Here is a 22,009-nt window from a genome sequence, read left to right on the forward strand (position 1 = left end):
CGTCCTGTGTGTCGCGTCGCGTCGCGGCGCTACTCGAAGTCGCCGGCGAGGGCCGAGGCGAGCTTCATGTGCGGTGCGGCCTCCTCGTGCCGGCCCTGGCGCTGGAGTGTGCGTCCGAGCAGCAGTCGGGCGTACTGCTCGACCGGGTCGCGCTCGACGAGGACCCGCAATTCGGCTTCCGCGCGCTGCAGTTGAGCCGAGTGGTAGTAGGCGCGGGCCAGCAGCAGCCGGGGCCCGGTCTGCTCCGGCACCTCCTCGACCAGCCCGCCCAGCACCCGCGCCGCACCGGCGTAGTCCTTGGCGTCGAAGAACAGCCGCGCCCGCTCCCAGCGCTCCGCAGCGGTCCCGTGGTCGTAGTACGTGTTCGTCGTGGTCTCCACTCGTGCCTCCTTCGGAGGCGGTAACCGCTTCGAGCGGCCGGTCATTCCGCCGGTGGTCCGGCCAGGGCAGCCAGCTCCCCGTTCGCCCGCTCGTTGCTCCCTGAGGGCCACGTCCTGGGGCCCGGCGACTACGTGGACCTTGCCGTGATGCGGCAGGGACCGGCCGAACTCCCTGGTGCGCTGGTCACGGCTCGGGACATGGCGCGCGGACGTGTAGAGCGGGCATCGAAGCGGCGTGAAGACTGCCGGGTTCCGGCAATGAACATCGGGAACGGCACGTGGGAACGTGGTCACGGCGCGCCGCGCGGAAAACGGGGGAGGGGCGCAGGTATGACGCTGTTTCTGGTTCTCGGCCTCGCGGGCCTTGTTCTGCTGGTGCTCGCGCTCGTCTTCGACGGTGTCCTCGAAGGGCTCTTCGACGGCGTCGGCGTGCTGGACGGGCTGTTCGACGGACTGCTGTCGCTTCCGGTGATCGCCGGGTTCGTCTCGATGCTCGGCTTCGGTGGGGCGATCGCCCTGGGTACGACGGACATCGGCGTCGGCGCCGCCACGGTGGTGGGGGCTGGTGCGGGCCTGGGGGCGGCCTGGCCGACCTGGCGCCTGAGCCGGGCCCTGATGCGGGACGTGTCCGGCGCCGCTCCCGACGGCAGGGAGCTGGTGGGGAGTTCCGGGTCCGTGGTCACCGCGATCCCTGTCGACGGCTACGGCGAAGTGCTGCTGTACCTGGCGGGCCAGCCGGTGAAGTACGCCGCCAGGAGCACCGTCCGTGTCGAGCGGGGTACCGAGGTGTGGGTCGAGGACTCGCTGTCCGCGACCTCCGTGACGGTACGGCCCGTCGAGCGCTGAGCCCCGGCCGATCACGCCTTTGCCGTTCGCTCCGTCGGCGATCCTCCCTCTCGTTCACTTCATTTCATTCATCCGTTCTGCCGCGTGCACCGGGGTGCGGTATTCGAAAGGGGCACTGTCATGAGTCCTGTCGTCATCGCGGTCGCCGGAGTCGTCGTACTCCTGGTACTGCTCGCTCTCGTGGTTGTCACCCGCTACAAGGTGGCGGGTCCGAGTCAGGCGTTCATCGTCACCGGGCGGCGCGGAAAGCAGGCCACCGATCCGGACACCGGCCGGATCTTCACCGACAACAGCGGCCAGAAGGTCGTGGTCGGCGGCGGCGTGTTCGTCGTGCCGTTCGTACAGCAGAAGTTCACCCTCGACCTGTCCTCGCGGCACATCCCGGTCGCGGTGCGCGGTGCAGTCACCCTGAGAGGCGTGAAGGCGCATCTGGAGGGCGTCGCCATCGTCAAGGTGGGCGGCACCGAGGACTCGATACGGGCCGCCGCGCAACGGTTCCTGATGCAGCAGGACGGCATCGTCGGCTTCACCCAGGAGGTGCTCTCCGGCGCGCTGCGTGCCATCGTCGGCCGGATGTCGGTGGAGGACATCATCCGCGACCGGGCCGTGTTCGCGGGGCAGGTCGCCGAGGAGGCCGAGGCGAGCCTGTCCGGGCAGGGCCTGGTACTGGACGCCTTCCAGATCCAGGACATCACCACCGAGGGCTCCTACCTGGAGGACCTCGGCCGTCCGGAGGCCGCTCGCGCCAAGCAGGAAGCCGACATCGCCGAGGCCGTCGCCCGTCGGGCCGCCGAGCAGGCGCGGCTGAAGGCCGAGGAGGAGATCGCGATCGCGCAGCGGACGTTCGCGCTGAAGCAGGCCGAGATCAAGGCCGAGACCGACGAGGCCGCGGCCCGTGCGGCGGCGGCCGGCCCGCTAGCCGAGGCGGACCGGCGCCAGCAGGTGCTGGCCGAGCAGGAGAAGGTCGCCGAGCGCCAGGCGGCGCTGACCGACCGCGAGTTGGACACCAAGGTCCGCAAGCCTGCCGACGCCGCCCGCTACCAGGCCGAACAGGAGGCCGAGGCCCGCCGGATCGCCCTGGTCAAGGAGGCCGAGGCGGATGCCCAGCGCGCCAGGCTCACCGGTGAGGGCGAGAAGGCGCACCGGGCCGCGCTCGCCGACGCCGTACGCATTGAGGGGGAGGCGGAGGCCGCCGCGATCGGCGCCCGGGGTGCCGCCGAGGCCGAGGCCATGCGGAAGAAGGCCGATGCCTTCGCGCAGTACGGCGATGCGGCCGTGCTGCAGATGCTCGTCGAGGTGCTGCCCCAGGTCGTCGCCAAGGCGTCCGAACCGCTCAGCGCCATCGACAAGATGACGGTGATCTCGACGGACGGGGCGAGCACGCTGTCGCGGACCGTCGCCGACAACGTCGCCCAGGGCGTCGAACTCCTCAGCTCCACCACCGGCGTCGACTTCGCCGAACTGCTGAAGGGGATCACTCGGCGAGCCGACGGCGGCGCGCGGCTCGCGACGACAGCGCCCGCCGCCGCCAACGGGAAGGTCGAAGTCACCGGCTGAGCCGGCCGCCGAGCGTGGTGCGGCGAGGCCGGGCGGCCGTCGAACCGCTCGGACTCGTAGGCAGGGGCGTCCCGGAGATCGCGAAGCGGCCCGCGGCCGCTGGACGTCGTCCCGGAGCTTCGGTGAGAGTGGTGTTCTCACAAATGTGGACGGGCGCACCGCCGGACGGGTCCCGGTCGGCGCCGCCGCCCGACGGGGAGGCGCGCCCGGCTCCGTCCGCGCCGAAACAGGGGGAGAGCATGACCGTCCAGGACGCGCCCGGGCCCTACCTCGACGGCTTCGAGCGGATCCTGGCGGACGCCACCGCCACGGGCCGGCGCCTGACCCGCGACGAAGTCCAGTCCCGCCGGGACCTGGGCGCACAGGCAGCCGAAGCCGGACACGGCTGGCGCACCCTTGTCCGCGCCCATCTCACGGCGGCCCGGGGAGACTGGCCGCGCGCGGCAACCCCGGACAGTGTCCTCGCCGTCGTCGAGCAGGCCGTGGACGCCTTCGCCGACGGCTACGAGCGCGCGCAGCGCCTCGTGGTCCGCAAGGAGGAGGCAGCCCGCCGCGAGTTCATCGACGATCTGCTCCACGGCCGCGGAGACCCCGGTCAACTCGCCGCGCACTCCGAACGGTTCGGGCTTCGTCTGTCCCGCGCCCACGCGGTCGCCGTGGCCGAGGGGCCGGAGAAGTACGACGAGACCGACGCGATACCCCGGCACGTGGCAGGCGAACTGTTCGCGCGCTTCGAGAACCGCCGCATCCTGTTCACGACCAAGGACGGCCGGATGGTGTGCATCGCCCCGGGCGACCAGGACGACGTCCTCACCCACTTCGCCGAGCACGCTCACGCCGCCACCGGACAGGCACAGGTGGCCATCGGCCGGCCCCGGCCCGGCGCGGTCGGTATCGGACACAGCTACGAAGAGGCCCTGAACGCCCTGGACGTGGCCCAGCGAATGGGCCTCGACGAGCGTCTGCTGCGCGCGGCGGACCTGCTGGTCTTTCCCGTCCTGGCCCGGGACCGGCAGGCACTGATGGATCTCGTGCGCAGCACGGTGGGACCGCTGGAACAGGCGCGTGGTGGGGCCCAGCCGCTGCTCGACACCCTCGCCGCGTACTTCGACACCGGCTGCGTCGCCGCCGCCGCGGCCCGGCGGCTGTCGCTCAGCGTGCGCGCGCTGACCTACCGGCTGGAACGCGTCCACACCCTGACCGGCAACGATCCGGCGGACCCCGCCGACCGCTACACCCTGCAGACCGCCGTCATCGGTGCCCGACTGCTCGATTGGCCTGCCCGACCCCTGTGACGCGTCCGAAGCTCAGCGCACCCTCCCGCGCGGCTTCAGTTGACTTGGCATCGGTTCGGTCGTGGTGGATCGGTGTGTATGAGTCGCTCAGGGGCAGCCCTGTACCGCCGTGCCGGGCGGCGATGATCTCGGCGGCGATGGACAGGGCGGTCTCCTCGGGCGTGCGGGCGCCGAGATCGAGGCCGATGGGCGAGTGCAGGCGGGTCAGTTCGGCGTCGGTGAGGCCGGCTTCGCGGAGTCTGCGGTCGCGGTCCTCGTGGGTGCGGCGGGAGCCCATCGCGCCGATGTAGGCGGCCGGCAGGCGCAGGGCCGTCTCCAGGAGGGGGACGTCGAACTTGGCGTCGTGGGTGAGGACGCACACCACCGTGCGGTCGTCGGGCTGGGTACGGCGCAGGTAGCGGTGCGGCCAGTCGACCACGATGTCGTCGGCCTCGGGAAAGCGCGTCCGGGTGGCGAAGACGGGCCGGGCGTCGCACACGGTGACGTGGTAGCCGAGCAACTTGCCCACGCGTACCAGTGCTGCGGCGAAGTCGATGGCGCCGAAGACGAGCATGCGCGGCGGTGGCACGCTCGACTCGACGAACACGCTCAGGTCCGGCTCGCAGTGGGAGCCGTCCTGCGCGATGTCGAAGGTGCCGGTGCGGCCGGCGTTGAGCAGGGCGTGGGTTTCGTCGGCGACGGCGCGGTCCAGGGCGGGGAGCCCGCGGAGTTCTCCTTCGTAGGAGCCGTCGTGACGGACTGCCAGCGCTCGGCCGAGGAGCTGCGCCGGGCCCTGGACCACGCGGGCGAGTGCCACCGCCTCGCCCCGGACGGCGGTCGAGAGCGCCGTCTGGAACGTCTTCCTGCCGGGGGCCTCCGCGGATACGGGGGTGACCAGGATGTCGAGGACACCGCCGCAGGTCAGGCCGACGGCGAAGGCGTCCTCGTCGCTGTAGCCGAACTGCTCGCGCACCGCATCGCCGTCCTTGAGCGCCTGGGTGCACAGGTCGTAGACGGCGCCCTCGACACAGCCGCCGGAGACCGAGCCGATTGCGGTGCCGTCGGCGTCGACGGCGAGCGCGGCGCCCGGCCCGCGCGGTGCGCTGCCGCTGACGGCCACGACGGTGGCCACGGCGAAGTCACGCCCTTCCTCCAGCCACCGGTTCAGCTCGTCAGCGATGTCCAGCATGAGGTTTCTTTCTCGTGGTGGTCGGACGGCGCGGATCTGCCATGAGGAGGCCAGGCCCTCGTCGCGCCGCCGGTGCCCGACGGGCACCGGCGCGACGGGGGCTTTGACCGCTGTCGCCTCAGAGCAGTTTGTCCAGCGTGATCGGCAGGTCCCGCACCCGCCTGCCGGTCGCGTGGTACACGGCGTTCGCCACGGCCGCACCGACACCCGTGACACCCACCTCGCCCGCGCCGAGGATACCGAGGGGCGTGTTCGGATCCGGTTCGTCGAGGAAGGACACGTCGATCGGCGGGATGTCGGCGTGCACCGGGACGTGGTACTCGGCCAGGCTGGGGTTCATGATCCGTCCGTTGCGCGGGTCGAAGAGGGTCTCCTCGGCCATCGCCAGGCCCAGGCCCATCACGATGCCGCCGCGCACCTGGCTGGCCGCCGTCTTCGCGTTGATCACCGTGCCGATGTCGAACACGCCGACCCACCGCGACACCCGCGTCTCGCCGGTCTCCGCATCGACCTTCACCTCGCAGAACTGCACACCGGAGGCAGCCTTGATCAACCGCTGGGCCCCGAGCAGGAAGCCCGGGAGGAACCGTGCCCGCCCGGCGATGCGGCCGAGGCGCGTCTCGGATCCGATTTTGGCTTCGACGTGCGGCACCTTCGCGCGCCGGAGAATCTCCGCGTGGCTGTCGCCGCCGGTCTTGCGGGCCATGGACTTCAGCGTCTGCTTCAGCTCCTCGCACGCCTGCAGCACACTGGCGGCGGTGCTCGCGGTCTGGACAGAGGAAGCGGCGGCCGGCCCCATCGGCAGATCGGAATCGCCGTACTCCACACGCACGGCGTCGAACGGCACACCCAGCGCGTCGGCCGTGATCTGGGCCTGCGCCGTGGCCGCACCCATGCCCATCTCCTGGAAGGCGCAGCGCACCAGGACGCCGCCGTCGGCCGACAGCCGGACCGTGACGTTGACCGGCATCATCAACGCCGGGTGGAACGCCGTTGCCACACCTGTCCCGACCAGCCACCGCCCCTCGCGCGTCGAACGTGGTTCGGGGTTTCGCTCGTGCCAGCCGAACCGCTCCGCGCCCAGCGCGTACAGCTCCGGCAGCTTGCGGTGGGAGAACTTCTTCCTGCCGTCGATCGGGTCGACCGCGGTGTCATTGCGCAGGCGCAGTGCGATCGGGTCCATGCCCAGCTCATAGGCCAGCTCGTCGATCGCGGACTCCAGCGCGAAGGTGCCGATCGCCTCGCCCGGCGCCCGCGTGAAGGTGCTGGGCAGCAGGTCGAGCTGGACGCGGTCATGCCGCGCGAGGATGTTGTCGGCCGCGTACAGATGCTGGGACACACCGGTGACCTGCTCGAAACTACCGCCGATCTCGCTGGCGCGGGTGATGCTGGTGTGCAGCAGCGAGGTCAGCCTGCCGTCGCGGTCGGCCCCGAGCGCGACCCGCTGGACGGACGGGGTGCGTCCGCCCACTGTGCGGTAGACCGATTCCCGCGAGAGCACCAGCCGCACCGGCCTCTTGGTCGCCCGGGCCGCCAGCACCGCGAGGATGGTGCCGGGCCAGATCGAGAACTTGCCGCCGAAGGCGCCGCCGACGAAGGGCGCCAGCACCCGTACGTTTGTCCTGGGCACGGAGAACCGCAGCGCGAGGTGGGTGCGGAACCAGTCGATCGACTGCGTCGCGTCGTGGACGGTCAGCCGGTCGCCGTCCCAGACGGCGGTGGTGGAGTGCAGCTCCAGCGCGTTGTGGCTGTGCGGCGGGGTGGTGAACCGCAGGTCCAGCGACACCTGCGCGGTGGCCAGCGCCGCCTCCGCGTCGCCCCTCTTCGCTCCCCGGGGGAAGAACGAGTCGTTCGGTTGCGGCTGTGCGTCTTGTTCGGACCCCTCGAAGTCGACCGAGGACTTGGTGACGGTGTACTCGGCGCGCACCAGCGCGGCGGCCTCCCGGGCGGCGGCGGAGGTCTCCGCGACGACCACCGCGATGGGCTGCCCCTCCCAGTGCACCTCGTCGCTCTGCAAGTAGTTCACCGAGGTCCCGGAGAACAAACCGGCGAAGTTGAATGTTCCGGGCTTGTGCGCCGGTTTCATGGGGGGCGCGTCGAGGTGGGTGATGACGGCGATCACGCCCGGCACCGCGCTCGCCTCGTCGGTGCGCAGGGCGGTGACCCGGCCACGGCTGATGGTGGCGTGCACGAGTACGGCGTGCGTGAGGCCGGGATAGAAGTGCTCGGCGGCGAACTTCGCCGCACCCGTCGTCTTGACCCCGCCGTCGACGCGGTCGAGCGGTTGTCCGATCGTAGTCATGCCGCCCTGCCTTCCTCGGTACGGCCCGGGCGCACGTCACGCGGAAGCCGCGCGGGCCGGGCAGGGACGGTTGTGACACTGACCGGGCGTGAACCGGTCGCCTTTGACCTCGACATCAGGCCGCGCTCCCGTCGGTCAGCAACTGCCGCAGGGTCGCCACGATCGTGCGCCGTGCGAGCTCGATCTTGAAGGCGTTCTGCGGTCCGCCGACTGCGGCGGCGAGTGCGGCTTCCGCCGCCTGCCGGAAGGCCTCCTCGGTCGCGGGCCGGCCAAGCAGCGCGCGTTCGGCTTCGGTGGCCCGCCAGGGTCTGGTGCCGACGCCGCCCAGCGCGAGCCGCACCTCGGTGACCACCCCGTCCTCGACGGCCAGTGCGGCGGCGACGGAGACCAGGGCGAAGGCGTACGACGCGCGGTCGCGGACCTTGCGGTAGCGCGAGGTGGCCGCGACCGGCACCGGCGGCAGCTCGACGGCCGTGATCAGCTCGTCGGCGGCCAACACCGTCTCGATGTGCGGGGTGTTGCCCGGCTCGCGGTGGAAGTCGGCGACCGGGATACGCCGGATACCGCGCACGCTCTCCACCTCGACGAGGGCGTCGAGCATCACCAGCGCAACCGCCATGTCCGAGGGATGCGTCGCGATGCAGTGCTCGCTCGCCCCCAGCACCGCACTGCCCCGGGAGAACCCGCCGATCGCGTCACAACCACTGCCGGGTGTGCGCTTGTTGCAGGCGGAGGTCTCGTCGTAGAAGTACACGCAGCGGGTGCGCTGCAGGAGATTGCCTCCCACGGTCGCCATGTTCCGCAACTGGGCCGAGGCCCCCAGCAGGATCGCCTGCGCCAGGACCGGGTAGCGGGTCCTGACGAGGGGGTGGGCCGCGAGCGCGCTGTTGCTCACCAGCGCCCCAACGCGGATCCCCCCGTCCGGGAGTTCCTCGATCCCGTCCAGCGGCAGGCGGGTGATGTCCACGACCGTCGACGGCTGTTCGATGCCCTCCCGCATGAGGTCGACGAGGTTCGTCCCGCCCGCCAGGAACTTCACGTCAGTGTTGTCCGCGATCGTGCGCAGCGCCGTGGCCGTGTCCGGCGCGCTGACGTAGGAGAACGACTTCACTTCGCGACCTCCTTGATCGCCGAGACGATGCCGTTGTAGGCGCCGCAGCGGCACAGGTTGCCGCTCATCCGCTCCCGGATCTCCGCCTCGTCCAACTCCCCGCCACTGTCGGCAAGGTGCTCGGTCGCCGCGCTGGGTGCGCCCTCCTTGTGTTCGGCGAGCATCCCGATCGCCGAGCAGATCTGGCCCGGCGTGCAGTAGCCGCACTGGAATCCGTCGGTACGGACGAATGCCGCCTGCAACGGGTGGTCGACGCCTTCGATGGTCGTGATCTCACGGCCCTGGTACTGCACCGCCAGCGCCAGGCAGGCGTTGATCCGCCGGCCGTCGGCCAGCACCGTGCAGGCTCCGCACGCGCCTTGGTCGCAGCCCTTCTTGGTGCCGGTCAGGCCCAGGTACTCGCGCAGCGCGTCGAGCAGGCTCACCTGCGGCGCGACGTCCAGCCGTTGAGCGGATCCGTTGATCCGCAGCTCGATCTCCACCGTGTCATTCCTCCGGTTCACCCGAGGGCCCGTTCTCTTGAGGGGGGCGCCATCAGGCACAAGGGGCTGGATCAGAAGGACTCTGGCCTGTTCAGATCACGCGCTGTCGGCGGGCAGCGCCGGGTAGTCGGTGTAGCCGCGGTGGTCGCCGCCGTAGAAGGTGGCCGGATCGGGGGTGTTGTAGGGGCCGTCGGCTGCGAGGCGGGCGGGCAGGTCGGGGTTGGCCAGGAACAGGGCGCCGAAGGCGATGATGTCCGCGGTGCCGTCCTCGATGTGGGCGAGAGCGCCGGGGCCGGTGGGTTCGGGGTGGGTGAAGGGGTTGAGGACGAACGCTGTCGGCCAGTCCTTGCGCAGCCGGTCGGTCAGGTCGCGGTCCGGGCTCTCGAGCAGGTGCAGGTAAGCGAGGTCCAGCAGGGCGAGGCCGGCGATCAGCGTGGTGTAGGTCTCCAGCACGTCCGCCGGGTCGGTCTCGGAGATGTCGTTGTAGGGGTTGCCGGGGGAGATGCGGAAGCCGGTGCGGTGGCCGCCGATCGCTTCCGCGACGGCCGTGGCGACCTCGATGCCGAAGCGGACCCGGTCCGTAGGCCCGCCGCCCCAGCTGTCGGTGCGCAGGTTGGTGTTGGGGGCGAGGAACTGGTGGATCAGGTAGCCGTTCGCGCCGTGGATCTCCACGCCGTCGAAACCGGCGGCGATGGCGTTGCGTGCGGCGTCGGCGTAGTCGGCGATGGTCTGGGCGATGTCGTCCTGGTCCAGTTCCTTCGGCGTGACGTAGTCCTGGGGGCCCTGGTAGGTGAAGACCTGGCCCGCTGCCGCGACGGCGGAGGGGGCGACGGGGATGAGTGGGTCGGGCAGCAGACTGGGGTGGCTGATCCGGCCGGTGTGCATCAGCTGCGCGAAGATCGTGCCGCCCTTGGCGTGGACGGCGTCGGTCACCTTCCGCCAGGCGTCGACCTGCTCGGTGGTGTGCAGGCCGGGGGTGTTGGTGTAGCCCTGGCCGACGACCGAGGGCTGGATGCCCTCGGTGATGATCAGGCCGGCGCTCGCCCGCTGGGCGTAGTAGGTGGCCATCAGCTCCGTCGCCGTGCCCGCGGGAGCGGCGGCGCGGCTGCGGGTCATCGGCGCCATCGCGACGCGGTTGGCCAGCGCCTTGCCGCTGAGGTCGATCGGATCGAACACGGTGGTCATGGCAGCTTCCTTCGAAGAACGGGTCCGGTGGAAGAGACAGGCGGCAGCATGGGCCTGGCGGGGTGTCGGGGAACCGGGGCCAGGACCTCGGCGGTCCTCATTTGGGCTGGTCAAATGGCATGCCGACGGTTTTCCCGGCTGAGGTTCCGCGCCCGGCTGTCTTCCGCCCGGGCACGTTGGTCAGCGTCCCGGCCGGGCCGGCACCCACCCAGGCCACGGCTTTGCGTACGCCTGCGATGCCTACCACTGGCTGGGTCAGGCTGGTGTGCGTCCGACTGTGGATACTCGAGGCATGGACGAACACCCCGAACCGGTGCTCGAGCCCGCCGCCGACGCTCTGGACCCGCGTGCCGAGCTCAGCGAGTTCCTGCGCACCCGGCGGGCCCGGCTGAAGCCGGAGGACGTGGGGCTGCGGAGCTTCGGACGGTACCGGCGGGTGCCGGGGCTGCGCCGCGAGGAGCTGGCGCAGCTGGCCGGGGTGTCGGTGGCCTATTACACGCGGCTGGAACAGGGCAACGGGCAGCACGTGTCCGTGGAGGTCCTCGACGCCATCGCCCGCGCGCTCAGGCTGAGCGACGCCGAGCACGCCCACCTCACGCACCTGGCGAAGCCGAGGCAGCAGAAGAAGAAGCCGGCCGCCCCCACCCAGCAGGTGCGGGGCCACCTGCGGACGCTGCTGGACACCATGGACGGCATCCCGGCGATCCTCGTGGGGCCGCGCTCGGACATCCTCGCCTGGAACCGGATGGCCGCGGCGGTCTTCGGCGACTGGGCCGAGCTGCCCGCACAGGAGCAGAACTGGGCGCGGCTGGTGTTCCTCAGGCCCGAGTACCGCGACCTCTTCATGGACTGGGAGCACAAGGCGAACGACGTCGTCTCCCAGCTGCGCATGTACGCCGGCTCCCATCCGAACGACCCCCGGGTGTCCGCGCTGGTGGGCGAACTCTCCGTGAAAAGCGAGGAGTTCAGACAGCTGTGGGCCACCCACGACGTCACGGAGACGTGCCGAGCCGTCCAGCGCCTGCACCACCCACTCGTCGGCGAACTCGATCTCCGCCTCGAGGCGTTCCGCCTGGCCGACGCCCATGAACAGATGCTGCTGACGTACCACGCCGAACCGGGCTCCCCGTCCGCGGAGGCACTACGACTGCTGGCCAGCTGGGGCACCGACGCGACAAGGACGGGAGCGGCCGGGATGCCGCCGACACACACGGCTTGACGCAGTTCCGATACTCCCGCCTTCGACCGCATCTCCATACGTCCTGCGGGTACGGGATCGCCGCTCGCCCGCACCGCTCCGTTCCGCTCGGCCCATTCGTCGCCGTGCGGGTGTCCCGAGGAGGCCGAAGTCCGCCCTTCGTGCCGTCGGTGGAGATACGTGGGCCTGGCGGGGAGTAGTGGCAGTCATGGTCTTCGTGACATCGAAACGATGTGTACATCGTTTCGATGTGAAACCCATGGGTCATGCTCGAACTCGCGATACTCGGCTTCCTCGCCGAAGACCCCCTGCCCGGGTCACGAGCTGCGACGGCGCATCACGGACCTGACCGGCTACAGCCGTCCGGTCAGTGACGGCACCCTCTACCCGGCGCTCAACCGGCTGACCAGGGCCGCGCTGATCGAGCGGCGCACCGCGCCCGAGGCGGGCGGTGGCCGGTACGTGCTGAACCTGACGGATGCGGGACGCGAGGACATGCTGCGGCGGCTGCGGGAACCAGCCGAGCACGAAATCACCGACTTCTCCCGCTGGTTCACCATCCTGGCGTTCCTCTCGCTGCTGCCCGACCCCGCCGAGCAGCACGCTGTGCTGCGCCGCCGCCTGGACTTTCTGGAGGCTCCCGCCAGCTTCTTCTACGACGGCGACACACCGCTGCGCGCCGAGCAGGTCAGTGACCCTTACCGACGCGGCATGATGCTCACCGCCCGCGCCACCAGCCGCGCCGAACGCGCCTGGCTCCACGAGGTCCTGGACGGCGACGGCGTCCGAGGAGCCGACGAGCAGCCCCGCCCCCAGACCCACACCCGTGACCGGAAGGACTGAACATGCTTGCCTCCTGGTACGACCAGCAGGGCCCGGCCGCCGACGTACTCCAATACGGCGAGCTGCCCGACCCCACCCCCGGCCCCGGTGAGGTCCGTGTCCACGTCACCGTCTCCGCCGCCAACCCCGGCGACACCAAGAAGCGGAGTGGCTGGACCGGCTCGGCCATGCCCTATCCGCAGGTGATTCCGCACAGCGACGCCGCCGGCACCGTCGACGCGCGCCGCGTGGGGCAGCGTGTGTGGGTGTACGGCGCCCAGTCCTACCGCCCCTTCGGCACCGCCGCCCAGTACACCGTCGCCCCCGGCGACCTCGCCGTCCCGCTGCCCGACCACCTCACCGACGACCTCGGCGCGAGCCTGGGCATCCCCGGCATCACGGCGCACCGCACCGTCTTCGCCGACGGCCCCGTCGACGGCGAACTCGTCCTCGTCAACGGCGTCCTGGGAGGGGTCGGCTCCCTGGCCGCCCAGCTCGCCCGCTGGGGCGGGGCCACGGTCATCGGCACCGTCCGGCGCGGCACCGACCTGGACCGGATCGATCCCGCGGTCGTCTCCCACGCCGTCGCCCTCGACTGCGGCGACCCGGCCGGCGCGATCCGCGCCCACGCACCCGAAGGCGTGGACCGGATCATCGAGGTCGCCCTGTCCGACAACGCCGAGCTCGACGACGCCGTGGCCGCGAACGGCGCCGTCATTGCCGCGTATGCCACCCGAGACGACCGCACCGAGATCCCGTTCTGGACCCTGCTGTTCAACAACGTCACCCTGCGCCTGCTCGGCAGCGACGACTTCCCCGTGCAGGCCAGGCGCCAGGCCGCCCGGGATCTCACGGCCGCGGCCGCCGTCGGCGCCCTCAGCGTCGATGTCGGCGACCGCTTCCCGCTGGCCGACATCGCCAAAGCTCACGACCGCGTCGATGCCGGCGGCCGGGGCCGCGTCCTGATCGACGTTCCGCGGTAGAGAAACCTGGCGGAATCTCCTCGCTCCTCCCGACGGTCGTCACCCGGTCGTCGGTCCGGCGCCCCGCGCTGCCGCTACGGCCGCGATCAGTCGTTTCCGCAGCTCAGAGTGGTGGGAGTGCCCCTGCGAGTGACGGGATCCCGTGATTCTGCTGAGGAGGCCCTCACTCACCCCGCCGAGAGCAGCCCCCTTCCGGGCCCGAGGGGCGGCCCCCGATCGTTCCAGCATCGTCACGTCGACTCCGGCGTGCGACAGGGCCGATGCGGTCATCAGACCTGCGAGAGACGCACCGACGACGATGGCGGCGCCCTGGCGCTCGTCCCGGGTCCCGGAACGGGGCACGTCGCGTACAGCTGTGGTCATGCTGTTGTTCTCCTCACCTCGGCGGCGCTGGCCGGCGTGATCGCCGGGCTCCTGCCAGCTGTGTCCCGCCCCTGCGGAAGTGGGGCACTGACCATGCAACCGGGAAGGGCGACGACGTGGGAGTCTCGGTTGTGAGGGGTACCTGCAGGGACCCCCAGGTGGCATCCCTGCAGGCCACGCCCTCTGGATTACTGGGAACTGCCGGGCGATCGGAGTGAGAGCAGCGCGCCGAGGTCGATCTTCCCGCTCTGAACTTTCGCGTCGTGGGGCTCGTTGAGTCCGCCGTCGGTGATGTACAGCCGCTTCCCACGCACGGCGGTGGCCGTGGGCGAGGCGAGGCCGTCCAAGGCGGTCAGCGCGGTCCTGGTGGTGCCGTCCGGGTAGACGACCGCGATCTGGTTCTGTGTGTTCAGCGCGGCGAACACGACGTCGGAGCGGTCGCTGAGGAAGTTGAAGTCATCGATGCCGGTGAGGCCGCCGGCGACGGTGTGGACCCGGCCCGCAGCTCCGGTGGCGGTGACGGGGATCCGCAGCAGGGTTGCCTTGCTGAGGTTGGAGACCCATACGGCGCCGTTGTGGAATCGGAGTCCGTTCGCACCGTACGGCACGGGTGCGGACGCCTTGATCGCGAGGGCGGGGCCGACCAGCCACGCGGTCGCACGGCCGCCGGAGACCGGTACGGCCCAGACGGTGCCCATCCGGCTGTCGGCGACGTACAAGGTCCGCCCGGCCGGATCGATGGCCATACCGTTGGGAACTCCGCCCACGGGCAATGCCGCGATGCGGTGAGGAGTGCCGCCGGGCGGCAGCTTCCACACCCCGTTGCGGGAGGTGTCGGAGGACCACACGTTGTAGTAGACGGTGCCGTCGTGGCCGCGGGTGTTGCCGGTGATCCCGTCGCCCTTCTGTCCGGTGATCAGCACCGTGCGGTGCCCGGACGGCGCGATCCGTACCAACGCCGGCCGTTCGCCCGCGGGCGTGCCCACCATCGAGACGGTCAGTGAATTGTCCGGGGCGACGGTGATGTTCTCGGGCACGTCGCCGGTGGCGAAGTCGAAGGCGGCCACGGTCTTCACGTGGGTGACGGCGGGCTGCGTGTCCGCGTGTCCGGTCGCGGCGGACGCGTACGGCGCCGAGACGATGACGGCTGCCGTCGCGGCGATCGCCACGAGCTTGAACGGCTTCTTCATGGATATGTCTTTCGTGATCATTGCGCTCTTTCGTTGTCTGCGTCGGCGCCGGGGAGTCCCTAGTCGGGGATCGGGAAGCCGGCGTTGTCCAGGTCGAGCGAGTCCGGGTCGGGTCCGCCGCGTACGCCGGTGTCGAGGGCGTCGATCGCGGCCACCTTGTCGCGGGTCAGGGCGAAGTCGAAGACGTCGAGTTCGCTGTCGATCTGTTCCTCGGTCAGCTCGGCGAGAGGCGTGGCGTGTCCGCCGCCCGCGTTGGCGAAGAGTATGTCGAGGTGGCCGTGCGCCGCCTTGATCGTTTCGGCGACGTGCAGCATGTCGCTCCTGCTCGTGACGTCCGCTCGGATCCCGGTGGCGGACGTGCCGAGGTTCTCCGCCGCGGCGTCGAGTACGTCCTTGCGCCGGCCTGTGATGTAGACGGTGGCTCCCTCTTCGACCAGACGCTCGGCGGCGCCGAGGCCGAGTCCGGTCGTGCCGCCGGTGACCAGGGCGATCCGCCCCTTGAGTGCCTGCGATTCCATGTGCACTCCTCCTGATGGGCAGGGCCTTCCTGACGAAGCGCCTCGAAGGACGCTTCGTCAGGAACGGGCCGATGAAGGCTGCCGATGTAGGCCGGTGACTTACCGGTTGATGGTCTTCTGCTGCGCTGCGGTGTACCGCTCGCCCTTGATCTGCACCTGGGCAACGGCCTCTTCGATGCGCTTGAGATCCTCGCCGGTCAGTTCGACGGTGTCGGCGCCTATGTTCTCTTCGAGGCGGTGCAGCTTCGTCGTGCCCGGAATCGGCGCGATCCACGGCTTCTGCGCCAGCAGCCACGCGATGGCGGTCTGAGCCCGGGTCGCCTGCTTGGCGTGCGCGATCTCACCCAGCAGCGCGATCAGCGCGAGGTTGGCCTCACGCGCCTCTTCCTCGAAGCGCGGCAGCACGTTACGGATGTCGTTGGCCTCGAACTTCGTGTCCTGACTGATCGCGCCGGTCAGGAAGCCCTTGCCGAGCGGGCTGAACGGCACGAAGCCGATGCCCAGCTCTTCCAGGGTCGGCAGGATGATCTCCTCGGGCTCGCGCCACCACAGCGAGTACTCGCTCTGCAGGGCCGTGACCGGCTGGACCGCGTGGGCCCTGCGGATAATGTCCGCACCCGCTTCGGACAGGCCGAAGTGCTTGACCTTGCCTTCCTGGATGAGGGCCTTGACCGTGCCGGCGACCTCTTCGATCGGCACGTCGGGGTCCACCCGGTGCTGGTAGAACAGATCGATGCGGTCGGTCTGCAGACGCTGCAGGGACTGCTCGGCGACCAGCCGGATCCGCTCCGGCCGACTGTCCAGCCCCGCCGTGGGGTTGCCGTCCTTGAACCCGAACTTCGTGGCGATGGAGACCTGGTCGCGCACCGGCGCCAGGGCCTCGCCCACCAGCCTTTCGTTCGCTTCCCCGTACCCTTCCGCGGTGTCGAAGAGCGTCACCCCGCGCTCGGCGGCCGCCCGGATCAGCTTGACGGCCTCACCCGGGTCCGCGGCCTGGCCGTAGCCGAAGGTCATTCCCATGCAGCCGAGTCCGATCGACGACACTTCGAGCCCGTTGTTTCCCAGTTCACGCTTCTTCATTTCGTTCTCCTTTCGAGTGGCCAAGAGCGACGACAACGCCGCGGCCGGTGTGGGTCCTGATGGTCGTGAGGTGTGTCTGACGTGTGGTCAGTCCACGTCGTCGCACGGGGTGTTGCTCCGGACGGGTCGGCGCGGGGTCAGCTCGCGTCGGCGCCCTCGACGATGTTCTTCAGCTGGGTGATCGCGGACATCGCGTTGGGCCAGCCGGCGTAGAACGCGATGTGGGTGACGGCCTCGACCAGCTCGTCCTTCGTCACCCCGTTCTCCAGGGCCTTGGGCAGGTGGAAGGCGAGCTGGTCGGCGCGGTGGAGGGCGACCAGGGTGCCAACCGTGATCAGGCTGCGGTCCCGCTGGGACAGGCCCTCGCTCGCCCACACCTCGCCGAAGAGGACGTCGTCGGTGAGCCGGACCAGTTCGGGCGCGAAGTCGCCGAGCAGCTTCTGTGCGGCGGTCTGTTCTCCAGCCACGGCGTTTCATCCTTTCTATGTGCTTGATCTGTGTCCCGTAGTCAGGCCGCCTCGCGGTCGGCCTGAGCCTTGTGCGGGGTCTCCTCGTCAGCGGGGGGGGGGGCAGGGACACCTGAGGCGCGGCGGTCCGGGTGGCGCGTATCGCGGCGAGGACGAGCAGGGGAATCAGACCCAGGCCGGCCGTGACCGCGCCGACCAACTCCGGTCCGGTCACGCCCAGGGAGGTGTCCAAGGTGGTGCCCGCCAGCCAGGAGACGAGGGCGATCCCCAGGTTGAAGGCCGACACCGTCAAGGCAGCGGCGAGGGCGGGCGAGGAGTGTCCGAAACGCACCGCCAGCGGGGTGGCGATCGATGTGATGCCCAGGCCCGTCACACCCAGGAGCACCACCAGGACGACGGTCGCCATTGGGCTTTGGAGACGCCGATCGCCCGCACCCGCCGGTCCGCCGGCAGCTTCTGCGCTGCCTTGTACGCGGCGACCGTGGAGCCGAACTCGGACGTGTACGGGAAGTGCAGCAGGTACATGTCCAGGTGGTCCAGGCCCAGCCTGCCCAGGCTGGCGGCGAAGGCACGCAGGGCCGCGTCGCGGCCGAAGTCGGAGAGCCACAGCTTGGTGGTCACGAAGACCTCACCGCGGTCGACGCCGGAGGCGGCGATGCCCTCGCCGACCTCCTTCTCGTTGCCGTGGACGGCGGCCGTGTCGATCAGTCGGTAGCCGTGCTGGAGCCCGGTCGTGACCGCGGTGGCGGTCTCCTCCGGTGGGCTCTGGAAGACGCCGAGGCCGAGCGCGGGCATCCGCACGCCGTTGTTCAGCGTGATCATCGTGCTCTTGCCGGCCATGGTGGTTCCTTCCATGAGCGGGGACGGACCGATACGAGGTTCGATACCGGTCGGCCCCAAAGCGGGGCACTGACCATGCAACCGGGAACGGACGCGATGAGGGAGTCTCCGCTGTGAGGGGTAACAGCAGGGACCCCCAGCGGCATATGCGCAAGTCAAAGCCCCGCCCTTCCTGCCGGCGGTAGCCGGAGAAGGCGGGGCTGTGGAGGTCGGTTCAGTTCTCGGAGTCCGCCTCGGCGGCCCGCACGTCCGCGGCCTCAGCGGTGGCGGACCAGCTCGCCAGCAGGTTCAGCCCTTCCTCGGCCGCGGAGCCGGGGGCCGCGTTGTACAACGCCACGACCAGCCCCGAGCCGTCCGGCAGGTTCATCGACTCGAAGTTGAGCTCCAGCTCGCCGACGACCGGATGCCGAAGGCGTTTCGTCCCGTCATGGAAGACGTGTACGTCGTGGGCGCCCCACATCACGCGGAAGGCGTCGCTGCGGGTCGACAGTTCACCGATCAGGTTCGACAACTCGCGGTCGTACGGGTTCTTGCCCGCCTCGATCCGCAGCGCACCCACAGCGCCCCTGGCGATGCGTTCCCAGTCGACGTAGAACCGCCGGGCCGCGGGGCTGAGAAACACGAACCGCACGGTGTTCGCCCCGCAGACCGGATCGGCGTACATCTCCGAGAACAGTGCGCGACCGAGCGGATTGGCGACCAGAATGTCGAACCGGTGGTTCTTCACGAACGCCGGCATGCTCGGCATCCCGTCAACGATGCGCTGCACGCTGGGCCGCACCGCGGGCCGGGCGGTCCGGCGCCGCACACGGGCAGGCGTCGTGTTCGCCGCTCGGGCCAGGTCGTACAGGTGTGTGCGCTCCGTGTCGTCGAGCCGCAGAGCCTGGGCCAGCGCGTCCAGGACGCTGTCGGAGACACCGCTGAGATTGCCGCGCTCCAGGCGCGTGTAGTACTCGACGCTGACGCCGGCGAGCGTCGCGACCTCGTTCCTGCGCAGCCCGGCCACCCGGCGGTGGCCGTACGCGGGCAGACCGGCCTGCTCGGGCGTGATCTTGTCACGGCGAGACTTCAGAAACGCACTGATTTCGGCGCGGTTGTCCATGAGGCCAGAGTAGGTTCGCCGCACACGGGCTGAGAGACCCTGTCATTACCCCTCACAGCAGTAACCCCCAACTCCGGCTTCTTCCGGGAGCGCGGAGTCGCAGGGGCGCCCTCCTGGCCGACCTGGCCGGTTTCCTGCACAGTCTGCACACCGCTCTCCTGATCGACGCGGTCCTCCTCGCCGTGACGTCAGCGGCGACCGGACTGCTACTCAAGCCGACCCCGACCAGACCTGAATCCCGGCTCGCACCTCCCGGCGGGCATGTCCGCCGCCGGGCGGGCAAAGTGAAGATCACCGAGAAGGACACGCACCCAGGAGACGGCCAAGACGCCATGACGCGGACCGCCTCGGTTGCCTTCCGGACGCGGCGTCCACCCCTCACGCCGGCGGAGGTCATCGTTGCGGCCGAGCGGTTCGACGACCTCGCGCACCTGGGGCCGGCGACCCGACCTTCTCGCAGTTCAGCGCACCCGTCCCCTTGGTTTCATCGGCGTCGCCGGAAGCTCCGGTGCGTGCAGTGGGGCCCCGTCGTAGCCCTTCACCTCGCCGAACCGGGCCCCCTTCGCCCAGTCCTCGCGCGCCTGCACGATCTCGTCCTGAGACCGACCGATGAAGTTCCACCACATGACCAGCTCCTCCTCGAACGGCTCGCCGCCCAGGAGCATCACGCTCGCGTCGGACGCGGCGCGCAGCGGGAGTTCGGTGCGGCCGCACCCGAGGTAGAGCATCGAGCCCGGCAGCACCGGCACCCCGTCGACGTGCACCTCCCCGGACATCGCCAGCACCCCGTACTCGAAGTCGGGCACCAGTGGCAGGCGTACGTCGGTGTCGGCGGCGAGCGTCAGGTCGGCGCCGACGATCGGGGTGTACGTCGTGCCGGGCGAGGTCGCGCCGTCGAGAGCGCCCAGGATCACGGTCGCCGTCACGCCGGGTGCCGTGACCGTGGGCAGAGAGGCGTGGTGTTCGAAGTGGGGGTCGGTGTGGCGGTGGCCGTCCGGCAGGGCGACCCACAGCTGCGCCCCGTGCAGGAAGCGCGCGTGGGACCTGGGGCTCTCCTCGGAGTGGCTGATGGCCCGGCCGGAGGTCATGAGGCCCAGTTCGCGCGGGCGGATCGTCTGGAGGCTGCCGGTCGAGTCGCGGTGCAGCACCTCGCCCTCGTGCAGCCAGCTCACCGTCTGCAGTCCCATGTGGGGGTGCGGCGGCACCTGCATACCGGGCTCGTCGGCGATGTCGTCCGGCCCGTAGTGGTCGACGAAGGCCCACGCGCCGATCATGCGCCGCCCGAGGTTCGGCAGCAGCCGGCGTACCTCGGTGCCCTCCCCGAGCTTGACGCGCCGGGGGCTCAGCAGTTCGCGCACGGGTTCGGCGACGACGAATCCACGGCCGCCACAGACGCTGGGTACGGGCGCGCGGTCAAGGTTGCTCATGGCGCACAACCTAGTCGGGGAGCAAGTCCGTGCGCACGGGAGTGGACCCCTGGCGCGCTCTCCGTAAACCTCCCCACCACAGGTGGCGTTCGCTTGGTGAAAGGTAGTTCACCTCGACTATCGTGGGCCGGACCGTCATGGGCAGGTGTTCTCCGAGGAGCCATGCATGAGTACAGGCGAGTTTCCCGAGGTCAGGACGGCCGCAGGCGCTGTCCGAGGGCGCTGGCAGGGCGGCCTCGCGGTGTTCCGCGGCATTCCGTTCGCGGAGCCGCCGGTGGGGGAGCTGCGGTTCGCGGCACCACGACGGGCGGCCTCCTGGGACGGGGTGCGGGAGGCCTTCGCCTTCGGGCCGCCTCCTCCGCAGGAGGTGACGGGCCCCGGCACCTCGCCCGCCGGGGACGACTGGCTGACCGTCAACGTGTGGACCCCCGACGCGGATCCGGCGGCGCGCCGGCCGGTGATGGTATGGATCTACGGCGGTGCCTACAAGCTGGGTTCCGCCGACGACCCGAACTACGACGGCGGCCGTCTCTCCCGCGAGGGAGACGTCGTCGTGGTGACCCTCAACTACCGGGTCGGCATCGAGGGGTTCGCCCGTATCGAGGGCGCCCCGGCCAACCGCGGGCTGCTCGACCAGGTCGCCGCCCTGGAATGGGTGCGCGAGAACGTCAGCGCGTTCGGCGGCGACCCCGGCCAGGTCACCGTTTTCGGCGAGTCGGCGGGCGCCGGGTCCGTCGCCGCGCTGCTGGTCATGCCGAGGGCGCGAGGACTGTTCCGGCGGGCGATCGCCCAGAGTGTGCCCGGCACGTACTTCTCGGACGCGCTGGCCGGGGACATCGCCGGCGCGCTGGCGGGTGAGCTCGGACTGCGTCCCACGGTCGCCGACCTGGCAGCCGTGGACCCGCGCAAGCTGCCGGAGGCGGGAGCCGCGCTGAGCGCCCGGATGCTCGAACACGTGCCGAGGTGGGGTGCGGTCGCCCTCACACCCACCCCGTTCTCGCCCGTCGTCGACGGTGACGTCCTGCCCACCGCGCCGTGGGAGGCGCTGGCGGGCGGCGCCGCGCGGGACGTGGACCTGATCGTCGGGCACACCCGTGACGAGTACCGCCTCTTCCTCATGTTCGCCGGGCTGTTCGGCCGGGTGGACGAGGAGATGGCGGCGAGTGTCCTGCGCGTGTTCGGCCCCGGGCCCGAAGCCGAACAGGCCTATCGCGCCGCCTTCCCGGACGCCTCGGCGGAGTACCTGTTCGAACTCGTCCAGTCCGACTGGCTGTTCCGCATGCCGTCGCTGCACCTCGCCCAGGCCCAGGTGGCCGGCGGCGGCCGGGCCCACGTGTACGAGCTGACCTGGTCCGCCCCGGTGAACGGCGGTGCCCTGGGCGCCTGTCACGGCCTGGACGTGCCGCTGACCTTCGGCAACTTCGGCGACGTCGCCGGGGGACTCGGCGGGATGCTGGTCGGGCCCATACCGTCGTCCGGGGCCGAGGCGGTCTCCGCCCGCTTCCGCTCCGCCTGGACGTCCTTCGCGGCGACGGGCGACCCGGGCTGGCCCGCGTACGACACCGAGCGGCGACTCGTCCTGCTCCTCGACACCGAACCGTCCGTCGCCGCCTACCCGGAGGAGGCTTCCCGCCGCCTGTGGGAGGGCCACACGTTCGGCGTGCTGCCCCTGACGGCGGAGTGACGCGGCAGC

At 70.7% G+C, this 22,009-nt stretch carries 21 protein-coding genes; 7 read left to right on the forward strand and 14 right to left on the reverse strand.

Features of this window, described 5'->3' with window-relative positions; all coding sequences use genetic code 11:
- Nucleotides 1-29: 29 nt before the first annotated feature.
- Nucleotides 30-380 carry a tetratricopeptide repeat protein gene (locus tag STRTUCAR8_RS36080; protein ID WP_006381227.1) on the reverse strand — a complete coding sequence of 117 codons (351 nt, stop codon included), beginning with the start codon at nt 378-380 and terminating at the stop codon, nt 30-32.
- Nucleotides 381-710: 330 nt separating this feature from the next.
- Here STRTUCAR8_RS36080 and STRTUCAR8_RS36085 point away from each other — a divergent pair, with 330 nt between their 5' ends.
- The 3 genes from STRTUCAR8_RS36085 to STRTUCAR8_RS36095 all read left to right on the forward strand — a co-directional run bounded on the left by STRTUCAR8_RS36085 (nt 711) and on the right by STRTUCAR8_RS36095 (nt 4,078).
- Complete coding sequence (locus STRTUCAR8_RS36085; RefSeq protein WP_006381262.1) at nt 711-1,226, forward strand: hypothetical protein; 516 nt, start codon at nt 711-713, stop codon at nt 1,224-1,226.
- Nucleotides 1,227-1,346: 120 nt separating this feature from the next.
- Complete coding sequence (locus STRTUCAR8_RS36090; RefSeq protein WP_006381250.1) at nt 1,347-2,783, forward strand: flotillin family protein; 1,437 nt, start codon at nt 1,347-1,349, stop codon at nt 2,781-2,783.
- Nucleotides 2,784-3,022: 239 nt separating this feature from the next.
- Nucleotides 3,023-4,078: a PucR family transcriptional regulator gene (locus tag STRTUCAR8_RS36095; protein WP_006381248.1), complete on the forward strand. Its 1,056-nt coding sequence runs from the start codon at nt 3,023-3,025 to the stop codon at nt 4,076-4,078.
- Here the strand turns inward: STRTUCAR8_RS36095 and STRTUCAR8_RS36100 are convergent.
- From STRTUCAR8_RS36100 to STRTUCAR8_RS36120, 5 genes are all read right to left on the reverse strand, one after another.
- Nucleotides 4,035-5,246 carry an XdhC family protein gene (locus STRTUCAR8_RS36100; RefSeq protein ID WP_044473497.1) on the reverse strand — a complete coding sequence of 404 codons (1,212 nt, stop codon included), beginning with the start codon at nt 5,244-5,246 and terminating at the stop codon, nt 4,035-4,037. The genes STRTUCAR8_RS36095 and STRTUCAR8_RS36100 overlap by 44 nt on opposite strands.
- Nucleotides 5,247-5,364: 118 nt before the next feature.
- Nucleotides 5,365-7,548 carry a xanthine dehydrogenase family protein molybdopterin-binding subunit gene (locus tag STRTUCAR8_RS36105; RefSeq protein ID WP_006381268.1) on the reverse strand — a complete coding sequence of 728 codons (2,184 nt, stop codon included), beginning with the start codon at nt 7,546-7,548 and terminating at the stop codon, nt 5,365-5,367.
- A gap of 115 nt (nt 7,549-7,663) precedes the next feature.
- Nucleotides 7,664-8,659, reverse strand: a complete 996-nt coding sequence (locus tag STRTUCAR8_RS36110; RefSeq protein WP_006381230.1) for an FAD binding domain-containing protein — start codon at nt 8,657-8,659, stop codon at nt 7,664-7,666.
- Complete coding sequence (locus STRTUCAR8_RS36115; RefSeq protein ID WP_006381267.1) at nt 8,656-9,141, reverse strand: (2Fe-2S)-binding protein; 486 nt, start codon at nt 9,139-9,141, stop codon at nt 8,656-8,658. The genes STRTUCAR8_RS36110 and STRTUCAR8_RS36115 overlap by 4 nt, the downstream gene beginning before the upstream one ends.
- Before the next feature lie 96 nt (nt 9,142-9,237).
- A complete protein-coding gene (locus STRTUCAR8_RS36120; protein ID WP_006381226.1) occupies nt 9,238-10,326 on the reverse strand; it encodes an alkene reductase in 1,089 nt (362 codons plus the stop codon).
- Nucleotides 10,327-10,618: 292 nt separating this feature from the next.
- On the opposite strand from STRTUCAR8_RS36120, the gene STRTUCAR8_RS36125 reads away from it, so the two are divergent.
- From STRTUCAR8_RS36125 to STRTUCAR8_RS36135, 3 genes are all read left to right on the forward strand, one after another.
- On the forward strand, nt 10,619-11,545 hold the full coding sequence (locus tag STRTUCAR8_RS36125) for a helix-turn-helix transcriptional regulator (protein ID WP_006381234.1): 927 nt from the start codon (nt 10,619-10,621) through the stop codon (nt 11,543-11,545).
- A 210-nt stretch (nt 11,546-11,755) separates the two neighbouring features.
- On the forward strand, nt 11,756-12,367 hold the full coding sequence (locus STRTUCAR8_RS36130; RefSeq protein ID WP_407705420.1) for a PadR family transcriptional regulator: 612 nt from the start codon (nt 11,756-11,758) through the stop codon (nt 12,365-12,367).
- Between the two features lie 2 nt (nt 12,368-12,369).
- Nucleotides 12,370-13,329 carry an NADPH:quinone reductase gene (locus tag STRTUCAR8_RS36135; RefSeq protein ID WP_006381275.1) on the forward strand — a complete coding sequence of 320 codons (960 nt, stop codon included), beginning with the start codon at nt 12,370-12,372 and terminating at the stop codon, nt 13,327-13,329.
- A 39-nt stretch (nt 13,330-13,368) separates the two neighbouring features.
- On the opposite strand, the gene STRTUCAR8_RS36140 is transcribed toward STRTUCAR8_RS36135, so the two are convergent.
- The 8 genes from STRTUCAR8_RS36140 to STRTUCAR8_RS36175 form a co-directional block, all read right to left on the reverse strand.
- Nucleotides 13,369-13,692: an FAD-dependent monooxygenase gene (locus STRTUCAR8_RS36140; protein WP_044473498.1), complete on the reverse strand. Its 324-nt coding sequence runs from the start codon at nt 13,690-13,692 to the stop codon at nt 13,369-13,371.
- 188 nt (nt 13,693-13,880) lie between these two features.
- Nucleotides 13,881-14,903, reverse strand: coding sequence for an NHL repeat-containing protein (locus STRTUCAR8_RS36145; protein WP_006381280.1), 1,023 nt, complete (start codon nt 14,901-14,903; stop codon nt 13,881-13,883).
- A gap of 38 nt (nt 14,904-14,941) precedes the next feature.
- Nucleotides 14,942-15,400, reverse strand: a complete 459-nt coding sequence (locus STRTUCAR8_RS36150; protein WP_006381273.1) for an SDR family oxidoreductase — start codon at nt 15,398-15,400, stop codon at nt 14,942-14,944.
- A 99-nt stretch (nt 15,401-15,499) separates the two neighbouring features.
- Entirely contained in the window at nt 15,500-16,480 is a 981-nt protein-coding gene (locus STRTUCAR8_RS36155) for an aldo/keto reductase (RefSeq protein ID WP_006381233.1), read from the reverse strand.
- A 137-nt stretch (nt 16,481-16,617) separates the two neighbouring features.
- A complete protein-coding gene (locus tag STRTUCAR8_RS36160) occupies nt 16,618-16,947 on the reverse strand; it encodes a carboxymuconolactone decarboxylase family protein (RefSeq protein ID WP_006381224.1) in 330 nt (109 codons plus the stop codon).
- Between the two features lie 369 nt (nt 16,948-17,316).
- Nucleotides 17,317-17,787 carry an aldo/keto reductase gene (locus STRTUCAR8_RS36165; protein ID WP_006381285.1) on the reverse strand — a complete coding sequence of 157 codons (471 nt, stop codon included), beginning with the start codon at nt 17,785-17,787 and terminating at the stop codon, nt 17,317-17,319.
- 214 nt (nt 17,788-18,001) lie between these two features.
- Nucleotides 18,002-18,889 carry a helix-turn-helix transcriptional regulator gene (locus tag STRTUCAR8_RS36170; protein ID WP_006381236.1) on the reverse strand — a complete coding sequence of 296 codons (888 nt, stop codon included), beginning with the start codon at nt 18,887-18,889 and terminating at the stop codon, nt 18,002-18,004.
- Nucleotides 18,890-19,350: 461 nt separating this feature from the next.
- Nucleotides 19,351-20,316, reverse strand: coding sequence for a pirin family protein (locus tag STRTUCAR8_RS36175; RefSeq protein WP_006381243.1), 966 nt, complete (start codon nt 20,314-20,316; stop codon nt 19,351-19,353).
- A gap of 166 nt (nt 20,317-20,482) precedes the next feature.
- Here STRTUCAR8_RS36175 and STRTUCAR8_RS36180 point away from each other — a divergent pair, with 166 nt between their 5' ends.
- Complete coding sequence (locus STRTUCAR8_RS36180) at nt 20,483-22,000, forward strand: carboxylesterase/lipase family protein (protein ID WP_006381266.1); 1,518 nt, start codon at nt 20,483-20,485, stop codon at nt 21,998-22,000.
- The last annotated feature ends 9 nt before the right edge of the window (nt 22,001-22,009 follow it).

Origin of the sequence: Streptomyces turgidiscabies Car8, assembly GCF_000331005.1 — a bacterium.
Classification (GTDB): Bacteria; Actinomycetota; Actinomycetes; order Streptomycetales; family Streptomycetaceae; genus Streptomyces; species Streptomyces turgidiscabies.

Excerpts from the sequence above, each read along its gene's own strand:
- STRTUCAR8_RS36085 (WP_006381262.1), top strand. The coding sequence starts at position 711 with ATGACGCTGTTTCTGGTTCTCGGCCTCGCGGGCCTTGTTCTGCTGGTG.
- STRTUCAR8_RS36165 (WP_006381285.1), bottom strand. The coding sequence starts at position 17,787 with ATGGCCGGCAAGAGCACGATGATCACGCTGAACAACGGCGTGCGGATG.
- STRTUCAR8_RS36090 (WP_006381250.1), top strand. The coding sequence starts at position 1,347 with ATGAGTCCTGTCGTCATCGCGGTCGCCGGAGTCGTCGTACTCCTGGTA.
- STRTUCAR8_RS36100 (WP_044473497.1), bottom strand. The coding sequence starts at position 5,246 with ATGCTGGACATCGCTGACGAGCTGAACCGGTGGCTGGAGGAAGGGCGT.
- STRTUCAR8_RS36105 (WP_006381268.1), bottom strand. The coding sequence starts at position 7,548 with ATGACTACGATCGGACAACCGCTCGACCGCGTCGACGGCGGGGTCAAG.
- STRTUCAR8_RS36170 (WP_006381236.1), bottom strand. The coding sequence starts at position 18,889 with ATGGACAACCGCGCCGAAATCAGTGCGTTTCTGAAGTCTCGCCGTGAC.
- STRTUCAR8_RS36180 (WP_006381266.1), top strand. The coding sequence starts at position 20,483 with ATGAGTACAGGCGAGTTTCCCGAGGTCAGGACGGCCGCAGGCGCTGTC.
- STRTUCAR8_RS36095 (WP_006381248.1), top strand. The coding sequence starts at position 3,023 with ATGACCGTCCAGGACGCGCCCGGGCCCTACCTCGACGGCTTCGAGCGG.
- STRTUCAR8_RS36125 (WP_006381234.1), top strand. The coding sequence starts at position 10,619 with ATGGACGAACACCCCGAACCGGTGCTCGAGCCCGCCGCCGACGCTCTG.
- STRTUCAR8_RS36130 (WP_407705420.1), top strand. The coding sequence starts at position 11,756 with ATGTGTACATCGTTTCGATGTGAAACCCATGGGTCATGCTCGAACTCG.
- STRTUCAR8_RS36145 (WP_006381280.1), bottom strand. The coding sequence starts at position 14,903 with ATGATCACGAAAGACATATCCATGAAGAAGCCGTTCAAGCTCGTGGCG.
- STRTUCAR8_RS36150 (WP_006381273.1), bottom strand. The coding sequence starts at position 15,400 with ATGGAATCGCAGGCACTCAAGGGGCGGATCGCCCTGGTCACCGGCGGC.
- STRTUCAR8_RS36140 (WP_044473498.1), bottom strand. The coding sequence starts at position 13,692 with ATGACCACAGCTGTACGCGACGTGCCCCGTTCCGGGACCCGGGACGAG.
- STRTUCAR8_RS36135 (WP_006381275.1), top strand. The coding sequence starts at position 12,370 with ATGCTTGCCTCCTGGTACGACCAGCAGGGCCCGGCCGCCGACGTACTC.
- STRTUCAR8_RS36120 (WP_006381226.1), bottom strand. The coding sequence starts at position 10,326 with ATGACCACCGTGTTCGATCCGATCGACCTCAGCGGCAAGGCGCTGGCC.
- STRTUCAR8_RS36175 (WP_006381243.1), bottom strand. The coding sequence starts at position 20,316 with ATGAGCAACCTTGACCGCGCGCCCGTACCCAGCGTCTGTGGCGGCCGT.
- STRTUCAR8_RS36155 (WP_006381233.1), bottom strand. The coding sequence starts at position 16,480 with ATGAAGAAGCGTGAACTGGGAAACAACGGGCTCGAAGTGTCGTCGATC.